Source organism: Polymorphospora rubra, from assembly GCF_018324255.1.
Taxonomy (GTDB): Bacteria; Actinomycetota; Actinomycetes; order Mycobacteriales; family Micromonosporaceae; genus Polymorphospora; species Polymorphospora rubra.
The window spans coordinates 4,867,011-4,886,054 of sequence record NZ_AP023359.1 but is presented as its reverse complement, the minus strand read 5'-3'; the positions used below and the strand labels follow the sequence as shown (position 1 = coordinate 4,886,054).

Here is a 19,044-nt window from a genome sequence, read left to right as displayed (position 1 = left end):
GTCGTCACAACCAATCACCCGCCCGCCCCGATCGGGGCAGATACGTTTGATTCCCGACTCAGCACATGCCCACCGGCCGACGCCGGCCCGCGTACGATCACGGTGACCGTCCGCAACCGCCGGGGCAGGTGCCAGATGACCGATTACCGACACGATCTGCTCTTCGGGACGTTCCTCACCCCGAGCGCCCAGGATGCCGGACAGGTCGTCGAACTGGCCCGGCTCACCGAACAGGTCGGGCTCGACCTCGCCACGGTGCAGGACCATCCCTATCAGGCCCGGTTCCTCGACACCTGGACCCTGCTGTCGGTCATCGCCGCCCACACCACCACCCTGCGGGTCGCCCCCAACGTCGCCAACCTGCCGCTGCGGCCGCCGGCCGTGCTCGCCCGCAGCGTCGCCACCCTCGACATCCTCACCGGCGGCCGGGTCGAACTCGGGCTGGGCGCCGGCGCCTTCTGGGACGGCATCGCCGCCCTCGGCGGCCCGAGACTCGACCCCGCCGAGTCGGTCACCGCCCTGGAGGAGGGTATCGCCGTCATCCGGGCCATGTGGGCGGCCGGCGGCCCGACCGTACGCGTCGACGGCACCCACCACCGGGTACGCGGCGCCCGCCCCGGCCCCGCACCCGCCCACGACGTCGGCATCTGGCTCGGGGCGTACAAACCACGCATGCTGCGCGTCACCGGACGGCTCGCCGACGGATGGCTGCCGAGCAGCTCGTACACCGGCCCCGACACGCTGCCCGCGCTGAACCGGGCCATCGACGAGGCGGCGGAGAGCGCCGACCGCAGGCCCGCCGACGTACGCCGGCTCTACAACATCGCCGGCTCCTTCGACGGCACCGGTGGTGGTTTCCTGCGCGGGCCCGCCGGCGTGTGGGCCGAACAGCTCGCCGAACTCACCCTCGAACAGGGCATGAGCGCCTACATCCTGGCCAGCGACGACCCGGACCAGATCCGCCGGTTCGCGGCCGAGGTCGTACCCGCCGTACGCGAACTCGTCGCGGCCGGCCGGCCCACCGCGGCCGCCTGAGCGGCCGGCGGCGGGTCGTGGATCTGCGCGTCGGCGACCTTTCCCGACGCCGGTAAGGTCCCTGACGCCCAGATCGACGTGCGGGTCGGCTCGCCGGAATGCGCGGGGACGGCCGGTGGTTGCACATGGCCGCGGCCGGTGAAGGGACCGCCGGAGAGCGCGAGGACGCCCCGGCGTAGGTGACACTCCCGGCACGTGAACCGGGTCGGCTGGAATGCCGTCGCGACCCGATCGGTTACACCCTGTCCGCACCCGTGTACCAGCGCGGTGCGGATCCCCCGCGTGCGAGGCAGACGTGGGTAGCGGCCGTCCCCCGGCCGTCACACATCCCCTCGAACAAAGGACATCCCCCAATGACGAAGTTTGCGACGTACACCCGAACCGCACTGCTGGCCACCGCCGGCCTGGCCCTCGCCGCCGGCCTGACCAGCCCCGTCACCGGTGACCCGGCGACCACGCACAACACGACCGCGCCGTCGGTGGCGCAGTCCGCTCCGGCCATCATTCCGGCGGCGGACAAGCCGACCGTCGAGCAGCTGATGCCGCTGGGCGAGCCGACGAACCAGTCGAGCTTCACCCCGAGCGGGGAACAGCTGGACAACGCCCGCAAGATCGTCGACGCGGGTAAGGACATGGACCTGCCGCCGCGGGCGTGGACAATCGCGATCGCGACCGCCCTGCAGGAGTCGAAGCTGGAGAACCTGGGCCACCTCGGCGAGCGGAACGACCACGACTCGCAGGGCCTGTTCCAGCAGCGGCCGTCCAGTGGTTGGGGCACGGTGGCACAGATCACCGACCCGGACTACTCGTCGAAGGCGTTCTACAACGGCCTCACACAGGTCGACGGCTGGGAAGAGATGCCGCTGACCGTGGCCGCGCAGACCGTGCAGGTGTCGGCCTTCCCGAACCACTACGCGCAGTGGGAGAAGATGGCCGCCGACATCGTCACCGACGTCACCGAGTGACGCTTACGCACCCAGAACGTGGGCGCCGTCCATCCGGACGGCGCCCACGTTCGCGTCTCGGGGCTCATTCGCCGAGTACCAGCATCACGTGCTCGTGTTCGCCGTCCCAGACCCACCCGGTACGGGTGAATCCACACCGTTCCAGCAGCCGGATCGACCCGGTGTTCCCGACGTACGGATCGGCGTACAGCGGGCGGTTCCGTTCCCGCGCCAGGAACAGGGTGAGGGCCCGGGTGCCGATGCCGCGTCCCCAGAAGCGCCGGCCGAGCCAGTAGCCGAGGAACCGCCGGTCCCCCTCCCACCAGGCGACGGCGTTGCCGGCCAACTCTCCGTCGACGGTGACCGCCTGCACGAACACGGTGGGATCCCCGAGCACCCGCGTTGCCCAGTGCGTCATGAACCGTTCCCGCTCGCGGGGCGGGAAGTTCGACCGACGGGTCGCCTCCGGATCGTGCTCCTGCTCGAAGAAGACCGGCAGATCGGCCTCCTCGACGTCTCTCAGCCGGATGTCGCCCGGCGCCACCTCACTGCCCATGCGGCCGAGTCTGGCACCGGGGGCCGACAGTTCCGCCCCGCGAATCCCGACATCCGGCACCGCCCCGGCCACTTCTCTCTCCCCGCCTCTGGCGATATATGCGCCAAAAGTCCCCGCTGGACCAACGGGGATCATCGAGGTCACGCTGTTGATCTGGGCGGGAGGGACCTTACCGGCGCTGGATAGGGTCCCTGACGCCCAGATCGATCGACGACGTGCCGCGGCGAATACCCCCGACTGCCCACGGCGACCGATCCCGACATTCCACGCGTTCCCTACGGATGGTGACGTCCATCGGGCGGCCGATCGGCGGAATGGCCGGCCGGCCCGGGTCGTTGTGCATGGCCGTGGCCGAGGTGGCACCGCTGTGGTGTCCCGCCCGATCGTGTCCCGCCCGATCCGGAGAATCCCCAGCCGGATGTCGGCGGGTCGGAATGGTCCGGGGTGCGGGTGCGTTACACCCGGTCCGGACGTGAGCAGCACCCCCGCGCCGCGTCCCCCGCTCTCTTGTTCTGCCCCGCGTGAGAGGCATGCGTGTGGGCGGCCGTCGGACAACCCCCCGTCCCGGTGGCCTCCAACCCCCTCGAACAAAGGACACCCCCATCATGAACATGTTCGCCACGTACACCCGTAAGGCTCTGCTGGCCACCGCCGGTATCGCGCTGACCGCCGGCCTGGCCGGCCCGACCAGCGCCGCCCTGGCCGCCGAACCCACCCCCACGCAGACGGTCGCGGTCGCCCAGACCGTCGCCCAGGCCGCCGCGGACACCGCGGACAAGCCGACGGTCGAGCAGTTGATGCCGGCCGGTGTCCCGGACAACCAGTCGAGCTTCACCCCGAACGCGGAGCAGCTCGACAACGCCCGCAAGATCATCGACGCGGGCAAGGACATGAACCTGCCGCCACGCGCCTGGACGATCGCGATCGCCACCGCCCTGCAGGAGTCGAAGCTGGAGAACCTCGGCCACCTCGGCGACCGTAACGACCACGACTCCCAGGGCCTGTTCCAGCAGCGACCCTCCAGTGGCTGGGGCACCGTCGAGCAGATCACCGACCCCGACTACTCCGCCAAGGCGTTCTACAAGGGCCTGGCCCAGGTCGACGGCTGGGAAGACATGCCACTGACCGTCGCCGCGCAGACCGTACAGGTCTCGGCCTACCCCGACCACTACGCCCAGTGGGAGAAGATGGCCGCCGACATCATCACCGACACCACCAAGTAAGACCCCGAAACGTGGGCGCCTCCCGAGGGAGGCGCCCACGTTCGCGTATCCGGCGTCACCTGGACCGGTCGCACGGCCCCGGTAGGAGCCGGGCCAACTCGGCGGCGACCATCGCGTGCGCGGCGCGGGCCGACAACGGCCGTTGCCCGGTGTGGCAGTGCAGGACCAGGCCGTCGACGAAGGCGAGCAGCCGGGCGGCCTCCAGTTCGTAGCCGACGGGTTCCGGAAGCTCCCCGCACGCCAGCGCGTTACGCAGCGCCTGCTCGATCTGCGCGCGCAGGTTGGCGTTGCTCGACCGCAGCACCTCGGCCAGGCCGGGATTGCCGAAGGTGCGGGCCGTGAACGCCAGCGTCACCCGACCCTCGCTGCGCCGGGCCGGGTCGAGCGGCATCAGTTCGGCGACCCCGTCGAGCAGCATCCGCTCGATCCGGGCGCCGGCGCGCTCGGATCGTTGCCGTCGGGCCGCGACCCTGGCCTCGATGCGGTTGCGGACCCGGCGGAACGACTCCAGGAGCATTTCGTCCTTGCTCGCGAAGTAGTGCTGGACCAGGCCGACGGAGATCCCCGCCTCTTCGGCGGTGCGGGCGACCGTGACGCTGTCGAGGCTCTCGGCGGCGATCAGCCGCTCGACGGCGTCGGCGATCTGGCCGCGACGTTCTTCATGGTCCACGATCCGGGGCACGTTTGAATCATACAGCCATACGGTATAACGTACCCGGAAACCGTACAGGCATATTGCGATGGAGGCCCGATGCGCCCCTCGTCCCGCGGACTGGCGGCCGTCGTCGCCGCGCTGTCCGCCACCGCACTGCTCGCACCGCCCGCCGCCGCGACACCGACGGACACCGTGCACGACTACCTTCAGCGGCACCGGGAATCGGTCGGCTCGCCCGGACTCGCCTACGCGGTCGTACGCGATGACCGGGTCGTCGCCCAGGACACCTTCGGCACGGACGGCGACGGCGCACCGGTGACGCCCCGCACCGCGTTCCTGCTCGGCTCGGTCGCCAAGCCGTTCGCCGGCCTCGCCGTCGCCCAACTCGTCGAGGCCGGCCGGCTCGACGTCGACGCGCCGGTCGTCGACACACTTCCGTGGTTCCGCCTGGGCGACCGGGAGGTCAGTGACCGGATCACCACCGAACACCTGCTGACCCACACCAGCGGCATCAGCGCGCGGGACGGCGTACGGTTCGGCGACCGCTTCGACAACGCCGACGGCGCCGTCGAGCGTGCCGTACGTGCCCTGGCCGAGGCCGAACCGGCCGGCCCGCCCGGCGGCGCGTTCCGATACAGCTCCGCGAACTACCTGGTGCTCGGCGCACTCGTCGAGCAGGTCTCCGGAGCGTCGTACGCCGACTACCTCCGTCAGCACGTCCTGGCGCCGCTGCGGATGCGGGACGCCGTCGTCGACGAGGCCGCCGCCCGTGAACGCATCCCGCCCGGGCACCGGCTGACCTTCGACCGGCCCTGGCGGTTCGACCCCGGGTACGACGAATCCGGCGTCCCGTACGGTTACCTCGGCGGCAGCCTCACCGACCTGACGAACTTCGCGATCGCCCAGTTGAACGGCGGAACCTTCGCCGGCACCGAGGTGCTGTCGGCCGAGGCGACGGCCCGCACCCACGAGGGCCGGGTCGAGACGTCCAGCGGCTCGTACGGCTACGGGTGGCGCACCCGCGACCTCGACGGTGTCCGGACCGTGCACCACTCCGGCGCCACCGCCGGATACATGAGTTCCCTGGTCCTCGTACCCGAACAGGACCTTGCCGTCATCGTGCTGCACAACGCGCACAGCATGGCCCGCGACGTCCAGCAGTACGAGGCCGCCTTCAACGTCGTACGCCTGCTCCAGGGTGGGACGCCACACGACGTCGGCGCCGATCCGGTGCTCGCGTACGGGCCCTGGGTCCTGCTCGGGCTGGCCGCCGTCGTCATCGCGCTGCTGGTGCGTACGGCACTGCGGAAGGGCCCGAGGTCCGTGCTGCGGACCTCCATCTGGTGCGGCGCGGCGCTGCTGTCGGCGGTCGCGGCCGGCTGGATACTGCCCCGGCAGTTCGGCGCCGGCCTGCGCGAGGTCATGCTGTGGGCACCCGACATGGCGATCGGCATCATCGCCGTTCTCGTCGCCTGCGCGCTGACCCTCGGCACACATCTGGCACTGTGGCTGCGGCACATCCGCACCTCGTGAGAGTAGGTGAAACCGGGCCGCAGGCGCGGGTCAGGCGCCCCGGGTCGGAACCTCGTCGCGGCGACGGTTGGCGGACAGGCCGAGCGCGGCGACGACCGTACCGAGGACGACCGCGACCACCGGGACGACCAGGGCGGCCCGGTATCCCGCGAGCAGTCCGGCCCGGGAGGTGTCGGTGCCGGCCACCGCGATGCTGACCGCGGTGACGACGGCCAGGCCGAGCGCGGCGCCGAACTGGAACGAGGTGTTGAACAGGCCGCCCGCCAGCCCCTGGTCCTTCCCGGCGATCCCGGCGGTCGCCGTGATGGTCAGCGGTCCGTACACCAGGCTGAACGACAGGCCGAGGAGGAAGACGGTCGGGAGGATCGCGGCGTAGGTCCAGTCGACGTCGATCCGCAGGAACAACGCGTAGGCCAGCACCGCGAGCAGGAATCCTCCGAAGATCACTCGTGCGTTGCCGAACCTCCGCACGAGATGCGGGGTCAGTGTCGGCGAGAGGATCGCGTCGATGCTGACCGCCAGCACGGCCAGCCCTGTCTGGATCGGCGACCAGCCGCGCACCTGCTGCAGATAGAGCGTGGTGATGAGGACGAAGCCGAAGAACGCGCCGCCGTAGAGGATCGCGGCGAGGTTGGCCCGGACGAGCGCGCCGGACCGCAGGACCCCCAGCCGGATCAACGGGGCGGCCGACCGGTGCTCGATCACGACGAAGGCGACCAGCGCGACGATGCCGGCCGCGCCGACGACGACGGTCTCGGCCACCGGCACCTCCGCTGCCCGGACGACCGCGTACACCACCAGCAGCATCGCCGCGGTGACGGCGACGGCCCCGGCCACGTCGAACCCGTGCGGGGAACGCTCCGGGCGACGGTCGGGCGGGATGAGCCTGACGGCGCCGGCCAGCACCACCGCGGTGAGGATCACCGGGGCGAAGAACACCCACCGCCAGTCGGCCGCGGTGAGCAGACCACCCAGGACCAGGCCGAACGAGAAGCCACCCGACGCGATGCCGGCGTAGATCAGCAGAGCCCGGGTGCGTCGCGGCCCTTCGGCGAAGTTGGTGGTGATGAGGGACAGCCCGGCCGGGGTCAGGAAGCCGGCGGCGACACCGGTGACGAAGCGGGAAAGGATCAGCACCCACGGCGTGGTGGCCAGACCACCCAGACCGGAGAACGCAAGGAACACCACCAACCAGAACAGGAAGGTCCGACGGCGGCCCACCAGGTCGGCCACCCGGCCACCGAGGAGCATGAACCCGCCGTACCCGAGGATGTAGGCGCTGACGACCCACTGGGCGGTCGAGGGCGACATGTCCAGGTCGTCCTGCATCGAGGGCAGGGCGACGTTCATCATGGACGCGTCGATGCCTTCGAGGAAGATCGCGCCACACAACACGATCAGCATGCCCCGGCCGCGCCTGCCGAGACGGTCGGTGCCGCCGTCGGGCAACGACGCCTGTACTGCCGACATGAGCCAACTCCTTGCCGAGGAAAACGGGAAGTCGAATGGACCGGGGCTGCCGGCGGCGACCCCATGCATGGTCGATTCGCCGGTTCGCTTGCCCCCGGATGCATTCTTCGGCAGCATTTTTGGTCATGAAAGAAGGCACTTTGAAGTTACCGAGTCCCTGCTCGGATACCGAGGACTACACCGCCCGCCAGTGGGACACCCGGGCGGAGTGTGAGGTACGGCAGGTCCTTGATCGAATTGCCGACAAATGGTCGTTGCTGGTCCTGGCGCTCCTCGATCGCCGAACCCTGCGGTTCACCGAATTGCGGCGGAGCATCGACGGCGTCAGCCCACGGATGCTCACGTCGACGGTCCGGCAACTGGAACGGGACGGCCTCGTCGAGCGGACCGTCTACCCGGTCGTCCCGCCCCGGGTCGAATACCGGCTCACACCGCTCGGGGTGAGCCTGCACGACATGGTGCAGTCACTGGTGACCTGGACGGAGGAACACCAGGACGAGATCGCCGCCGCCCGCGACGAATACGACCGCAAGGCGGCGGAGTCGGCGTACTGAGCGGGTGACAGCGGCCCGCCGCCGCGGACGGAGCGGGCGCCACTGCCCGTGTCATCCCCGCCGGGGCGACCGGGATGTTGATTCCGCGTGGAGTGGGGATACCACCTGTCGGGGCCGGTTCCAGGCCCGCCCGGACCGCTGAGGGGTGGAACATGACAGCGCCAGAGGAAAGTCGGGAAAAGAACCCGAAGACCGATGACGTGCTCTTCTCGCCAGACGACGACCCGAACCACGAGTTGGCCCAGGCGCCGCAGCCGGACGAGCATCTGCCGGTGAACTTCGTGCACGACGGGGAGACCGAAGTCGTCGTACGTGGCGAGGGATGACCTCACCACACAGGGCGTGCGGTGTGGCCCGGCGTCGTCCGGATACGCGAACGTGGGCGCCTCCCGGGTTCGGGAGGCGCCCACGTTTCGGGGTCTTACTTGGTGGTGTCGGTGATGATGTCGGCGGCCATCTTCTCCCACTGGGCGTAGTGGTCGGGGTAGGCCGAGACCTGTACGGTCTGCGCGGCGACGGTCAGTGGCATGTCTTCCCAGCCGTCGACCTGGGCCAGGCCCTTGTAGAACGCCTTGGCGGAGTAGTCGGGGTCGGTGATCTGCTCGACGGTGCCCCAGCCACTGGAGGGTCGCTGCTGGAACAGGCCCTGGGAGTCGTGGTCGTTACGGTCGCCGAGGTGGCCGAGGTTCTCCAGCTTCGACTCCTGCAGGGCGGTGGCGATCGCGATCGTCCAGGCGCGTGGCGGCAGGTTCATGTCCTTGCCCGCGTCGATGATCTTGCGGGCGTTGTCGAGCTGCTCCGCGTTCGGGGTGAAGCTCGACTGGTTGTCCGGGACACCGGCCGGCATCAACTGCTCGACCGTCGGCTTGTCCGCGGTGTCCGCGGCGGCCTGGGCGACGGTCTGGGCGACCGCGACCGTCTGCGTGGGGGTGGGTTCGGCGGCCAGGGCGGCGCTGGTCGGGCCGGCCAGGCCGGCGGTCAGCGCGATACCGGCGGTGGCCAGCAGAGCCTTACGGGTGTACGTGGCGAACATGTTCATGATGGGGGTGTCCTTTGTTCGAGGGGGGTTGGAGGCCACCGGGACGGGGGGTTGTCCGACGGCCGCCCACACGCATGCCTCTCACGCGGGGCAGAACAAGAGAGCGGGGGACGCGGCGCGGGGGGTGCTGCTCACGTCCGGACCGGGTGTAACGCACCCGCACCCCGGACCATTCCGACCCGCCGACATCCGGCTGGGGATTCTCCGGATCGGGCGGGACACCACAGCGGTGCCACCTCGGCCGCGGCCATGCACAACGACGCCACCCCGCCCCGCATTCCGGGACCCGGGCGATGAGGGCCGACCCCCACTGACGGCCGGGCGCCGGATCACCATCCGACCGGCCCGTCCGGTTCATCCCGGGCCGCGGGTCAGCGGCGGGCGCCGCTTCCTGCCAGAACGTCGACGGCGGCCCTTGCCGATCTGGGCGGGAGAGACCTTAACGCGCGTGGATAAGGTCCCTGCCGCCCAGATCAACAGCGCGACCTCCACGTTCGTCCCTGATGTCCGGATCTACGCCGTCGTCCGACCTGCCGAAACGGGACAGATCACAGCTGGCCGGTCTTGTAGTTTGTCCGGGTGAAAATCCGGGACATGCTCTACAAGCTGTACACCCGCCGCCTCCAGGCCCAGCTGGGCGACCACCCGATGCCGCGCCACGTGGCCATGGTGATGGACGGCAACCTGCGGTGGGCCCGGCGAATGGGCTACGACAACCCGACGGTCGGTCACCGCTACGGCGCGGAGCACGTCGAGGAGGTCCTGGGTTGGTGCGCCGACGCCGGAATCGGACATGTGACGATCTTCGTCGCGTCGACCGACAACCTGCGCGACCGGGAGTCGGACGAGGTCCAGTTCCTCCTGGAGATGATCGAACAGGTCGTGGCGGAGCGGCTGGTGCGCCGTACGAGCCGGTGGCAGGTGCACCTCGCCGGCCGGCTCGACGGACTGCCCGATTCGACCCGCCACGCGCTGAAGTTGGCCGAGGAGGCGACCCGTGACCGGAACACCGACTTCCACCTCACCGTCGCGGTCGGTTACGACGGCCGGGACGAGGTCGTCGACGCGATCCGGTCCCTGCTGGACAAGGAGGCCGAGGCCGGCACCGGCATCGAGGACCTGGCGGAGCGGCTGACCGCCGACGACATCGCGGCCCACCTCTACACCAGCGGCCAGCCCGATCCCGATCTCATCATCCGCACCAGCGGCGAGCAGCGGATGTCCGGCTTCCTGCTCTGGCAGGCGGCGTACTCGGAACTGTATTTCTGCGACGTCTACTGGCCCGACTTCCGGAGGGTCGATTTCCTCCGGGCACTGCGCTCGTACGCGGCCCGCAACCGCCGCTACGGCGCATAGCCGCCGGCTTACCGGTTCGCCTGTTCCCGGGCGAAGGCGCGCAGCAGGTCGTGGCAGGCGTAGCGGCCCGGCCGGTGTTCGGTGAGCAGGTGTGCGCGGGTGAGTTCGGCGAGGACCGGCCGTACGTGGGCCGGTGCCGCCTCGGCGAGGTCGGCGGCGGTGTCCACGTCGACGTCCGGGGCGGGGTGGTTCCCGACGTGCCGGAACAGGGTCGCGGCCGATGGCGTCAACTGCCGGTAGGAGCAGGCGAACGCCACCCGTAGGTCGGCCGGGGCGTCGTCGCCGCTGAAGAGGTCGAGACTGCCGTGGGCGAGCCGCAGTTCCTCGGCGAGTACGGCGATCGGGAAGTTGGGGCGGGCATTGGCCCGGGCGGCGGCGATCACCATGGCCAGCGGTAGGCGTGCGCATTGGCTGACGAGTTCGTCGACGACCGTGGGTTCGGCGCGGGCCCTGGCCGGGCCGAGCCGGTGGGCGAGCAGTTGCCGGGCTTCGTCGGCGGCGGGCAGGTCGACGACGAGGTGGTGAGCGCCGTCGACGGCGACGAGGCTGGTCAGCTGGTTGCGACTGGTGACGATGGTGAGGCAGCCGGGCGAGCCGGGCAGCAGGGGTCGGACCTGGTCGGCGTCGCGGGCGTTGTCGAGGATCATGAGTACCCGCCGGCCGGCGAGCACGCTGCGGTAGAGGCCGATCTGCGCGTCGGGGCCGGCGGGGATCCGGTCGCCGGGTACGCCGAACGCGGCGGCGACGTCGCGGACGACGCGGGCGGCGGCGACCGGTGGTCCGTCGGGGTCGAATCCGCCGAGGTTGACGTGCAACTGTCCATGTGGGAACCGGCTGGCGTTCCGGTGGGCCCACTTGACGGCGAGGGCGGTCTTGCCGGCTCCGGCGGTGCCGGTCAGCAACACCGCGATGGCGGGCGGGCCGGCCCGGTCGAGCAGGGCGTCCAGGGTGGCGAGTTCGGTTTCGCGGCCGACGAAGTGGAAGTTCTCACCGGGAAGCTGACGGGGCACCGGCCATCGGCCGGGGCCCGCTGCCGACGTGACGGGCCGCCGGCCCTCCTGTACGTGGTCGCGGGCGGTGGCGAGCACACCCAGTTCGGCCGGGGTGGCTTCGAGCAGGGCGGCGAGTACGTCGAGCCGGTTGGTCGGGGGCAGGGTGCGCCCGCCGAAGTATCCGGCGATGGTGCCGATGGACCAGCCGGTCCGGGCGGCGAGTTCGCGGTAGGTGAGTTCGGAGGCGCCGCGCTGACGGGCCTGTCGCCGGCGGAGTTGGCGGAGTAGTCGTGCCAGGTCGGACAGGTCGGTGACGTCCGCACCGTGTTCCGTGGTCGAGAGCAGGTACGGGTTTACCGCCATCTGGCGCCTCATCGTGGGAGGTGTCGAGTGGACTGAGATTACATAGTCGTTCGACGATGTTCAATGAAGTTCAGGATCTGCCGTGTGAATTCTCGGTAGCCGCGATCATCGGTATGCAACGGGGCGCCGACAACGGCTCGGTCGGTCTAGATGCCTATTTCCCCATGTCGGGCAAGCCCCGTTGCCGCCCGACTTTTCAGCGTCGGCGTGTTCGCACTTTTCGGATCAGGGCGCCTATCGACGCCCCAAAAGGAGGAAGCCCGTGAACCCGCCCATCGACGTACCCGACGGGAGCGGTGGCTCCCGCGCCGGCCTGCTGCGCCGCGCGGCACTCCCGCTCGTCGTGGCACTCTGCCTCGCACTGGTCGCCGGCCCGGCACACGCCGGAGTGTCGAGCAAGCCCGGCAAACCGACTGGAACGGCCGCGGTCCCGTCGGTCGACGCCATGATCGAGGCCCGGTTGCAGGCCCTCATTCTCCCGCTGCTGACCGCCGCGGAAAACACGATGCTGCAGGTGTTGATCCGTGACATTGCCGGCCGACAGTTCGACGGGGATACGAACGCCCTGCTCTCGAGCGTGATCAGCGAGGCCGAGGAATCGTATATCGTGCACCCGCAGGACCAGAACTGGCTGCACCTGAAGAATGGTGTCGCACAGTTCCAGAACATCTCGGGCTTCGCCTACCCGCCGCAGATCTACATTCCGAATCTGGACGAGTGGGTACCGCCGGCGAGTACGCCGACGGTGGCGGTGGCGCCGGCCGACCAGACCGCGACTTCCACTGCGGGCTACCAACTGCAGAACGGGCAGGTGGTCACCCTGCCGACGCCGCTGACCGAGCAGTACGCGGAGACGAACGAGGTCTGGGTGCTGTCGGTCAACGAGGTGGTGGACACCGGTGGCGGCACGACGATCGCATCGTGGACGCCGCCGGCCGAGGATGCTCCGGACGAGGTCGCCGGGCCGGCGGCCGGGGTCGGCACGGCCGGCGCCGGCGCGGGAACCCAGGCCGCCTGCAACCCGACCGGCCTGCGCAACAACCGCGGCCAGGAGTACCTGCACCGGTTCAAGGTGCCGAGCCCGAGCTCGCTGGGTGGCCTCTTCGAGGGCAAGCTGGAGATGAAGCTGATCGTCGTCGCGCAGGGCGGCGCGCACGTCAAGACCATCTACTTCGGAAAGATCAAGAAGAAGCACATCACGGGCTGGCAGTACCCCGACCACTTCCTGACGACCTGGGACTACGCCGCGTACGGGCCGGTCTGGGGCTATCAGTGGGTCGAGGTCGACGGTGGCCCGAACGTCAGCGTCACCCTGAACATCAAGGTCATCGGCTCGGTGACGCTGGCCTTCCAGTCCCGCGACGATCCGGCCGGCGACGCGCCGGTCTGGAACAACGAGTCGACCTACCTGCAGTACAGCACCGGCCTGGTCGACTTCGGCGTGTGCAGCGTGGGCGGCGACGGCGGTACCGGCCACGACAACCTGGCCCGCAGCGGCACCGTGTCGGCGTCGAGCACCTACTGGGACTACTCGGTGAACCGGATCAACGACGGCTCGACGAACACCACGCTCGGCGGCCTCCACAGCTGGGCGAACGCCGGGGGCACCTATCCCCCGCTGACACCGGAGTGGGTGCAGGTCGACTTCGGCGTGAACAAGGCGGTGAGCCGGGTCGTGGTCTACACCAGCCTGGGTTATCCGATCAGGGACTTCGACATCCAGGTCTGGAACGGCATCACGTTCATCACGGTGGCACAGGTGACCGGCAACACCCAACTGGTCCGGACGGTCACGTTCGGTCAACGCACCACACGCCTGGTCCGCCTGCTCGGTAAGCACGGCCCGACCCACCAGCCGGGCTACGTACGGGTCAACGAGTTCGAGGCCTACCCGGTGTAGTCGTACCGGACGGCCAACCCCGGCGGGACGGGTTCCCGCCGGGGTTTCGTCACACATATAGTGAGCTACACTCACTATATGACAGGCTCATTGTGAAGGCGGCGACATGAGCGGGACGACGGACCGGCACCGTACGGCACTGGACGTGCTCCTCGAACTGGTCCTGCTGGTCAACGACGACATGACCCGCAGCCTGGCCCGCGACGGGCTGACCAACTCGCGCACGCATGTCATGTGGGAGCTCGCCCAGCGGGGCCCCACGACCCAGCGCGACCTCGCCGAGGCGCTGGCGGTCAGTCCGCGTACCGTCACCGGCCTCGTCGACGGGCTCGCCGCGACCGGCTTCGTCACCCGGGAGCCGCACCCGACCGACCGCCGGGCCACCCTCGTGACGTTCACGCCACGCGGCGCCGACACCGCCGCGGCCCTGGTCCGCGGCCAACACGAGTTCGCCGAACTGCTCTTCGCCGGAATGCCCGACGAGCGACTGGACTGCCTCGTCACCGGCATGCGCGAACTGCTGGACCGGCTGCGCGCCCACGGCCCCGGCCCGGCGCCGGCCACCGCCACCGAGGAGGACCGATGACCGACAGGCGGACACCGACCCTGCTGCGCCGGGCACTCGCCGCCGAGGCCGGGATGTGGCGCAGCCTGTTCCGCTGGATCTCGCGCCGGCGCCCCACGCTCGCCGACGACGCGCGGGCGTTCGGGTACGCCGGCGTGGTGACCCCGATCTTCGTGGTGTTCATCGTCGTGTCGGCGGTCGAGGTGCCGCTGCTCGACCTCCTGCTCGCCCACTTCCTGCCGTGGCCGCCGCTGCGGATCGTCGCGTTGACGCTCGGCGCGTGGGGACTGATCTGGATGTTCGGGATGCTGGGCGCCGTACGCGTGCACCCGCACGTGACCGACGGCGCCGGCATCCGGGTCCGGCACGGACACTCGGTCGACGTCACGATCCCCTGGTCCGCGGTCGCCGAGATCCGCGGCCGGCGCCGGTCGTTGACCCACAGCAGCCGGACCGTCGAGATCGAGGAGTCCGGTGACCGGGTGCACCTGCTGGTCGGCACCGGTGGACAGACCAACATCGACCTGGTGTTCCGTGAGCCGATGACCGTCGTGGTGCCGAAGGGCCCGGACCGCCCGGTGAGCGAACTGCGGTTCTACGCCGACGACCCGGACGCGCTCATCGCCCGGGCACGCGGGCACCTGTCCACGGTGGCGACCCTGTGAGCACCTACCCGGTCCCGCCCGGCGCCGGGTGGCAGCCCGTCGCCGGCGGCGAGTCCGGGGCGGCCGTCTTCCGCGCCGCCGACGGCTCCCGGTACGCCAAGTGCGTGCCGACCGGCCAGCGGGCGGCGCTGGAGGCCGAACGCGACCGGATCGGATGGCTGAACGACAGTGGAGTCCCGGGGCCAGAGGTGGTCGACTGGCTGGCCGACGGGGCCGGGGCCTGCCTGGTGACGAGCGCCGTGCCCGGCGTGCCGGCCGACCGCCTACCGGCCGAACAGCTTGAGCGGGCCTGGGCCCCGATCACCGACGCCGTACGGCGGCTGCACGAACTGCCCGCCGACCGGTGCCCCTTCACCCGGGACCTGGCGCGCATGTTCGCCATCGCCCGGGACGTCGTCGCACGTGGGGCGGTGAATCCCGACTTCCTGCCCGTCGACCAGCAGACAAGTCCGCCCGGTGAACTCCTCGTCCGCCTCGAACCGCAGGTCGGCCGGCGGCTGGAGCAGGAGGCCGCCGACACCGTCGTCTGCCACGGCGACCTGTGCCTGCCCAACGTCGTACTCGATCCGGAAACCCTGCGGGTCACCGGATTCATCGACCTCGGCCGGCTCGGGCTCGCCGACCGCCACGCGGACATCGCCCTGCTGCTCGCCAACGCACGCGAGAGCTGGTCCAGCGAGGAGCGGGCGGCCGGAGCCGACTGGGCCTTCGCCGACCGGTACGGCGTCGACCCCGACCCTGACCGGCTGGAGTTCTATCTCAGCCTCGATCCGCTGACCTGGGGCTGACCTGGCCGGTGCCGGCCGAGGGCGGGTTACGCGCCCCGGCCGATCGCCTACAGGGTGGTTTCGCCGTTGAGGCCGAAGTAGTCGTGCCATTTGGTGGCGGGGCCGAAGGTGGTGCCGGTGGACAGGGCGACGTGTACGTCGTTGGTGGTGCCTTTGGTGAAGACGATGATGTCGTCTCTGCCGTCGCCGTTGAAGTCGCCGAGGTAGGGGAATTCGCCGGCGGTGCAGAAGTAGTCGTGCCATTTGACGGTGGTGCCGGCGAAGCTGGTGCCGGTGGAGGTGGCGGCGTAGACGTCGGCGTTGGTGTCGCAGGTGAAGGTGACGATGTCGTCGCGTCCGTCGCCGTTGATGTCGCCCACCCTCGGCTGCTCGTTGCCGACGGCGAACAGGTCGTGCCACTTCGCTGACGCGCCGAAACCGGAGCCGGTGGACAGGGCGACGTGTACGTCGGCGAGGGTGTTGGGGCCCTGGGTGAAGACGATGATGTCGTCGCGGCCGTCGCCGTTGACGTCCCCGACCGCGGGGAACTCACCGTTCAGGCCGAAGAAGTCGTGCCACTTCTGCTCCGTGCCGACGAAGGCTGAGCCGTTCGACAACGCCACGAAGACGTCATTCGTCGAACCCCTCGTGAACGTCACGATGTCGTCGCGGCCGTCACCGTTGAAGTCACCCACCGCCGGAACCTCGGCCCCCGGCGCGAACCAGTCGTGCCACTTCGTCGCCCCCGCGAACGCCGTCCCGGTCGACAACGCCACATGGACGTCAGCCAACGTCCCATGCGTGAACGCGACGACGTCGTCCCGCCCGTCACCGTTGAAATCGCCCGTCAGGGTCGTCTCACCCGACAGACCGAAGAAGTCGTTCCACTTCACCGACGTACCCGCGAAGCCGCTGCCGGTCGACGTCGACACGTACACGTCCGCCAACGAACCGTGCGTGAACGCCACGATGTCGTCCCGGCCGTCACCGGTGAAGTCCGTCGGCGAACCACCCATCGGCCGCGCCGCCGCCGACTGCCCGCAGTTGTCGCTGGTCAGATAGCGCTGGTGGTACGAGCCCGGATACGGCGCCAGCGAGACGCCGTTGATCCGGATGGTCTGCCCGACCCCGTTGAGCAGCTGCTCGTAATGGATGTGCGCGCCGGACGAGTTGCCGGTGCTGCCGGTCAACCCGATCTGCTGCCCCTGCCGGACGTACGCGCCGTTGGGCACCGAGAAGGTGTTGAGGTGGAAGTAGTACGTCGTCCAGCCGCCACCGTGGTCGATGACGATGTAGTTGCCGGCCCCGCTCGGCTGCGAGTGGTGCCGGACGACACCGTCGGCGGACGCCACCTGCGGCGTGTTGTTGGTGACGCCGCCGTCGGCGCGTACGAAGTCCAGGGCGAGGCGCACCTCGGCGCTGTGGTGGCTGTACGTCCACCGCTGCCCGCACGGGAACGGCGCCTTGAAGTTCGGTGCCGCGTACGCGACGGCGGGCGCGACCACGACCGCCACCGCGGCCACGGCCGACGCGGCGAGTACGCGGAACAGGTTGGTCATCGTTCGGCGGGACATGCGGCTCCTTCCGGGCCGGCGCACTCGGCGTGCGGCGATGTCGGATCGGGTTCGGGGGCGGTGCGGCGTCTGGACGCTCATGCTGGCCCCCTGACCTGCCGCGCGAACCCGCGAACGGATCGATGTGCGGTGAGTCAACCTCGGACTTCGATGCATGTCAATAGTTGACTGCTCGGAGCGACCGCCCGAAACTTTGCTCCAAACGACCCACCCATCACCGCGATGACGTGCGAAAACTGCCCGCTTGACGGCATCGGCCGACCATTGTAGGTTCCGCGGTTACATCGATTGATCTCATTTTCTCGACGGCGAGGTGCAGCATGCGACGACCCCCTCCGAGCGGCGCCCGGCGCCGCATCGGCCGCCCACTCCTGGCCGCGGCGCTCGCCGCCGTACTGCTGCCGGCCGCACTCGCGCCCGGCCCCCCGGCAGCGGCGGCGACCAGCCACGACGCACCGATCGGCACCCTGGCCTGTCCCTCGATCCCGGCCAACCACGACCCGGCGATCATCATCGTCGTCAACCTGGTCGGCCGGAGCCTGAACGTCAACGAGAAGGTCATGCTCGCCGGCTTCGAGGCGGGCTGGGTCGAATCACACATGAACAATCTGCCGTGTGGCGACAAGTCGTCACTCGGCGTCTTCCAGCAACGCCACGACTTCGGTTGGGGCACCCCCGAGCAGATCATGGACCCGGTGTACGCCTCGACCCAGTTCTTCGTACGCGCCGTCGACTGCGACCGCCGCAACCCCGGCTACACCGCCGGCCAGGTCGCCCAGTGCGTGCAGCGGTCCGGCTTCCCGACCCGCTACGACCAGTCGGAGGCGAAGGCCCGCAGCCTGCTCGCCGAGGCCCGGCGCGCGATCGGCACCCTCGGCGGCACCCCGACCGACTTCACCGGCGACGGACGCGACGACATCGTCACCTTCACCCACGGGTCACTCGCCGACGTGTACGTCTCGACGTCGACCGGTTCGAGTTTCGCGGGTACGTCGGTGAAGTGGAACGACTTCTTCGGCCTGTCCGGCGAGACCACGCTCACCGGTGACTTCAACGGCGACGGACGCGACGACATCGTCACCTTCACCCACGGGTCGCTCGCCGACGTACACGTGGCCCTGTCCACCGGCGGCGGATTCGCCGGCGCGACCAAGTGGCACGACTGGTTCTCGCCACGGGCCGAGATCGCCGCCGTGGGTGATTTCAACGGGGACGGACGCGACGACATCGCCACCTTCACCCGAGGCACCACCAACGACGTCTACGTCGCCCTGTCCAACGGCTCAGCCTTCGTCGGCACGGAGCAGAAGTGGCACGACTTCTTCGGCCTGAACGGTGAGTTCCCCGCCGTCGGGGACGTCAACGGCGACGGCCGCGACGACATCATCGTCTTCACCCAGGGCCCCAACACCCTCGCCGACGTCTACGTCGCCCTGTCCACCGGCTCCGGTTTCGGCGCGTCAGCGAAGTGGCACGACCTGTTCGCCGTCGGCAACGAGCAGCCAAGGGTCGGTGACATCAACGGCGACGGACGCGACGACATCGTCACCTTCACCTGCGACACCAACGCCGACGTCTACGCCGCCACCTCCACCGGCACCAGCTTCGCCGGCACCACCATCAAATGGCACGACTACTTCTGCACCGCCGGCGAATTCCCCTACCTCGGCGACTTCAACGGCGACGGCAGAGACGACATCATCGTCTTCACCAAAGGCACCACCAACGACGTACACGTCGCCCTGTCCACCGGCACCACCTTCGGCCCCGCCACCAAATGGCACGACTACTTCGGCCTCAACGGCGAAACCACGCTCTAGGCGATCGGTGCGCGGACAGCAGAAGCCGTCCGC

18 protein-coding genes are annotated in these 19,044 nt (G+C 69.8%); 12 read left to right on the top strand and 6 right to left on the bottom strand.

The window, feature by feature from the left end:
- Positions 1-135: 135 nt before the first annotated feature.
- The gene (locus tag Prubr_RS22065) at positions 136-1,035 is read left to right on the top strand and encodes an LLM class flavin-dependent oxidoreductase (RefSeq protein WP_212816807.1); all 900 of its coding nucleotides are present in this window, start codon (positions 136-138) and stop codon (positions 1,033-1,035) included.
- A gap of 353 nt (positions 1,036-1,388) precedes the next feature.
- Complete coding sequence (locus Prubr_RS22060; protein WP_212816806.1) at positions 1,389-2,000, top strand: hypothetical protein; 612 nt, start codon at positions 1,389-1,391, stop codon at positions 1,998-2,000.
- Between the two features lie 64 nt (positions 2,001-2,064).
- On the opposite strand, the gene Prubr_RS22055 is transcribed toward Prubr_RS22060, so the two are convergent.
- Positions 2,065-2,535 carry a GNAT family N-acetyltransferase gene (locus tag Prubr_RS22055; protein ID WP_212816805.1) on the bottom strand — a complete coding sequence of 157 codons (471 nt, stop codon included), beginning with the start codon at positions 2,533-2,535 and terminating at the stop codon, positions 2,065-2,067.
- Between the two features lie 605 nt (positions 2,536-3,140).
- On the opposite strand from Prubr_RS22055, the gene Prubr_RS22050 reads away from it, so the two are divergent.
- Positions 3,141-3,758: a hypothetical protein gene (locus tag Prubr_RS22050; RefSeq protein ID WP_246567478.1), complete on the top strand. Its 618-nt coding sequence runs from the start codon at positions 3,141-3,143 to the stop codon at positions 3,756-3,758.
- A 55-nt stretch (positions 3,759-3,813) separates the two neighbouring features.
- Here Prubr_RS22050 and Prubr_RS22045 read toward each other — a convergent pair whose 3' ends face one another.
- Positions 3,814-4,440 carry a TetR/AcrR family transcriptional regulator gene (locus tag Prubr_RS22045; protein ID WP_212816804.1) on the bottom strand — a complete coding sequence of 209 codons (627 nt, stop codon included), beginning with the start codon at positions 4,438-4,440 and terminating at the stop codon, positions 3,814-3,816.
- A gap of 69 nt (positions 4,441-4,509) precedes the next feature.
- On the opposite strand from Prubr_RS22045, the gene Prubr_RS22040 reads away from it, so the two are divergent.
- Positions 4,510-5,946, top strand: a complete 1,437-nt coding sequence (locus Prubr_RS22040) for a serine hydrolase domain-containing protein (protein ID WP_212816803.1) — start codon at positions 4,510-4,512, stop codon at positions 5,944-5,946.
- A 30-nt stretch (positions 5,947-5,976) separates the two neighbouring features.
- Here the strand turns inward: Prubr_RS22040 and Prubr_RS22035 are convergent, their stop codons facing one another.
- On the bottom strand, positions 5,977-7,416 hold the full coding sequence (locus tag Prubr_RS22035) for an MFS transporter (RefSeq protein ID WP_246567481.1): 1,440 nt from the start codon (positions 7,414-7,416) through the stop codon (positions 5,977-5,979).
- Between the two features lie 140 nt (positions 7,417-7,556).
- Here Prubr_RS22035 and Prubr_RS22030 point away from each other — a divergent pair, with 140 nt between their 5' ends.
- Positions 7,557-7,970 (top strand): winged helix-turn-helix transcriptional regulator, encoded by a 414-nt coding sequence (locus Prubr_RS22030; RefSeq protein WP_425517935.1) that lies wholly within the window; start codon positions 7,557-7,559, stop codon positions 7,968-7,970.
- 152 nt (positions 7,971-8,122) lie between these two features.
- On the top strand, positions 8,123-8,296 hold the full coding sequence (locus tag Prubr_RS22025; protein ID WP_212816801.1) for a hypothetical protein: 174 nt from the start codon (positions 8,123-8,125) through the stop codon (positions 8,294-8,296).
- 95 nt (positions 8,297-8,391) lie between these two features.
- On the opposite strand, the gene Prubr_RS22020 is transcribed toward Prubr_RS22025, so the two are convergent.
- Positions 8,392-9,009, bottom strand: a complete 618-nt coding sequence (locus Prubr_RS22020) for a hypothetical protein (RefSeq protein ID WP_246567478.1) — start codon at positions 9,007-9,009, stop codon at positions 8,392-8,394.
- 579 nt (positions 9,010-9,588) lie between these two features.
- Here Prubr_RS22020 and uppS point away from each other — a divergent pair.
- Entirely contained in the window at positions 9,589-10,365 is a 777-nt protein-coding gene (uppS, locus tag Prubr_RS22015) for a polyprenyl diphosphate synthase (RefSeq protein WP_212816800.1), read from the top strand.
- A gap of 8 nt (positions 10,366-10,373) precedes the next feature.
- On the opposite strand, the gene Prubr_RS22010 is transcribed toward uppS, so the two are convergent.
- The gene (locus tag Prubr_RS22010; protein WP_212816799.1) at positions 10,374-11,720 is read right to left on the bottom strand and encodes a helix-turn-helix domain-containing protein; all 1,347 of its coding nucleotides are present in this window, start codon (positions 11,718-11,720) and stop codon (positions 10,374-10,376) included.
- 262 nt (positions 11,721-11,982) lie between these two features.
- Here Prubr_RS22010 and Prubr_RS22005 point away from each other — a divergent pair, with 262 nt between their 5' ends.
- From Prubr_RS22005 to Prubr_RS21990, 4 genes are all read left to right on the top strand, one after another.
- The gene (locus tag Prubr_RS22005) at positions 11,983-13,620 is read left to right on the top strand and encodes a discoidin domain-containing protein (RefSeq protein ID WP_212816798.1); all 1,638 of its coding nucleotides are present in this window, start codon (positions 11,983-11,985) and stop codon (positions 13,618-13,620) included.
- Positions 13,621-13,726: 106 nt separating this feature from the next.
- A complete protein-coding gene (locus tag Prubr_RS22000) occupies positions 13,727-14,206 on the top strand; it encodes a MarR family winged helix-turn-helix transcriptional regulator (RefSeq protein WP_212816797.1) in 480 nt (159 codons plus the stop codon).
- Positions 14,203-14,850, top strand: a complete 648-nt coding sequence (locus Prubr_RS21995; protein ID WP_212816796.1) for a hypothetical protein — start codon at positions 14,203-14,205, stop codon at positions 14,848-14,850. Before Prubr_RS22000 ends, Prubr_RS21995 begins: the two co-directional genes overlap by 4 nt.
- Entirely contained in the window at positions 14,847-15,638 is a 792-nt protein-coding gene (locus Prubr_RS21990) for an APH(3'') family aminoglycoside O-phosphotransferase (RefSeq protein ID WP_212816795.1), read from the top strand. Before Prubr_RS21995 ends, Prubr_RS21990 begins: the two co-directional genes overlap by 4 nt.
- 47 nt (positions 15,639-15,685) lie before the next feature.
- On the opposite strand, the gene Prubr_RS21985 is transcribed toward Prubr_RS21990, so the two are convergent.
- Positions 15,686-17,191 carry a VCBS repeat domain-containing M23 family metallopeptidase gene (locus Prubr_RS21985; RefSeq protein WP_212816794.1) on the bottom strand — a complete coding sequence of 502 codons (1,506 nt, stop codon included), beginning with the start codon at positions 17,189-17,191 and terminating at the stop codon, positions 15,686-15,688.
- A gap of 320 nt (positions 17,192-17,511) precedes the next feature.
- On the opposite strand from Prubr_RS21985, the gene Prubr_RS21980 reads away from it, so the two are divergent.
- Positions 17,512-19,011, top strand: a complete 1,500-nt coding sequence (locus Prubr_RS21980; RefSeq protein WP_212816793.1) for an FG-GAP repeat domain-containing protein — start codon at positions 17,512-17,514, stop codon at positions 19,009-19,011.
- Positions 19,012-19,044 lie beyond the last annotated feature (33 nt).

Excerpts from the sequence above, each read along its gene's own strand:
- Prubr_RS22065 (WP_212816807.1), top strand. The coding sequence starts at position 136 with ATGACCGATTACCGACACGATCTGCTCTTCGGGACGTTCCTCACCCCG.
- Prubr_RS22060 (WP_212816806.1), top strand. The coding sequence starts at position 1,389 with ATGACGAAGTTTGCGACGTACACCCGAACCGCACTGCTGGCCACCGCC.
- Prubr_RS22055 (WP_212816805.1), bottom strand. The coding sequence starts at position 2,535 with ATGGGCAGTGAGGTGGCGCCGGGCGACATCCGGCTGAGAGACGTCGAG.
- Prubr_RS22050 (WP_246567478.1), top strand. The coding sequence starts at position 3,141 with ATGAACATGTTCGCCACGTACACCCGTAAGGCTCTGCTGGCCACCGCC.
- Prubr_RS22040 (WP_212816803.1), top strand. The coding sequence starts at position 4,510 with ATGCGCCCCTCGTCCCGCGGACTGGCGGCCGTCGTCGCCGCGCTGTCC.
- Prubr_RS22035 (WP_246567481.1), bottom strand. The coding sequence starts at position 7,416 with ATGTCGGCAGTACAGGCGTCGTTGCCCGACGGCGGCACCGACCGTCTC.
- Prubr_RS22025 (WP_212816801.1), top strand. The coding sequence starts at position 8,123 with ATGACAGCGCCAGAGGAAAGTCGGGAAAAGAACCCGAAGACCGATGAC.
- Prubr_RS22020 (WP_246567478.1), bottom strand. The coding sequence starts at position 9,009 with ATGAACATGTTCGCCACGTACACCCGTAAGGCTCTGCTGGCCACCGCC.
- Prubr_RS22010 (WP_212816799.1), bottom strand. The coding sequence starts at position 11,720 with ATGGCGGTAAACCCGTACCTGCTCTCGACCACGGAACACGGTGCGGAC.
- Prubr_RS22000 (WP_212816797.1), top strand. The coding sequence starts at position 13,727 with ATGAGCGGGACGACGGACCGGCACCGTACGGCACTGGACGTGCTCCTC.
- Prubr_RS21995 (WP_212816796.1), top strand. The coding sequence starts at position 14,203 with ATGACCGACAGGCGGACACCGACCCTGCTGCGCCGGGCACTCGCCGCC.
- Prubr_RS21985 (WP_212816794.1), bottom strand. The coding sequence starts at position 17,191 with ATGTCCCGCCGAACGATGACCAACCTGTTCCGCGTACTCGCCGCGTCG.
- Prubr_RS21980 (WP_212816793.1), top strand. The coding sequence starts at position 17,512 with ATGCGACGACCCCCTCCGAGCGGCGCCCGGCGCCGCATCGGCCGCCCA.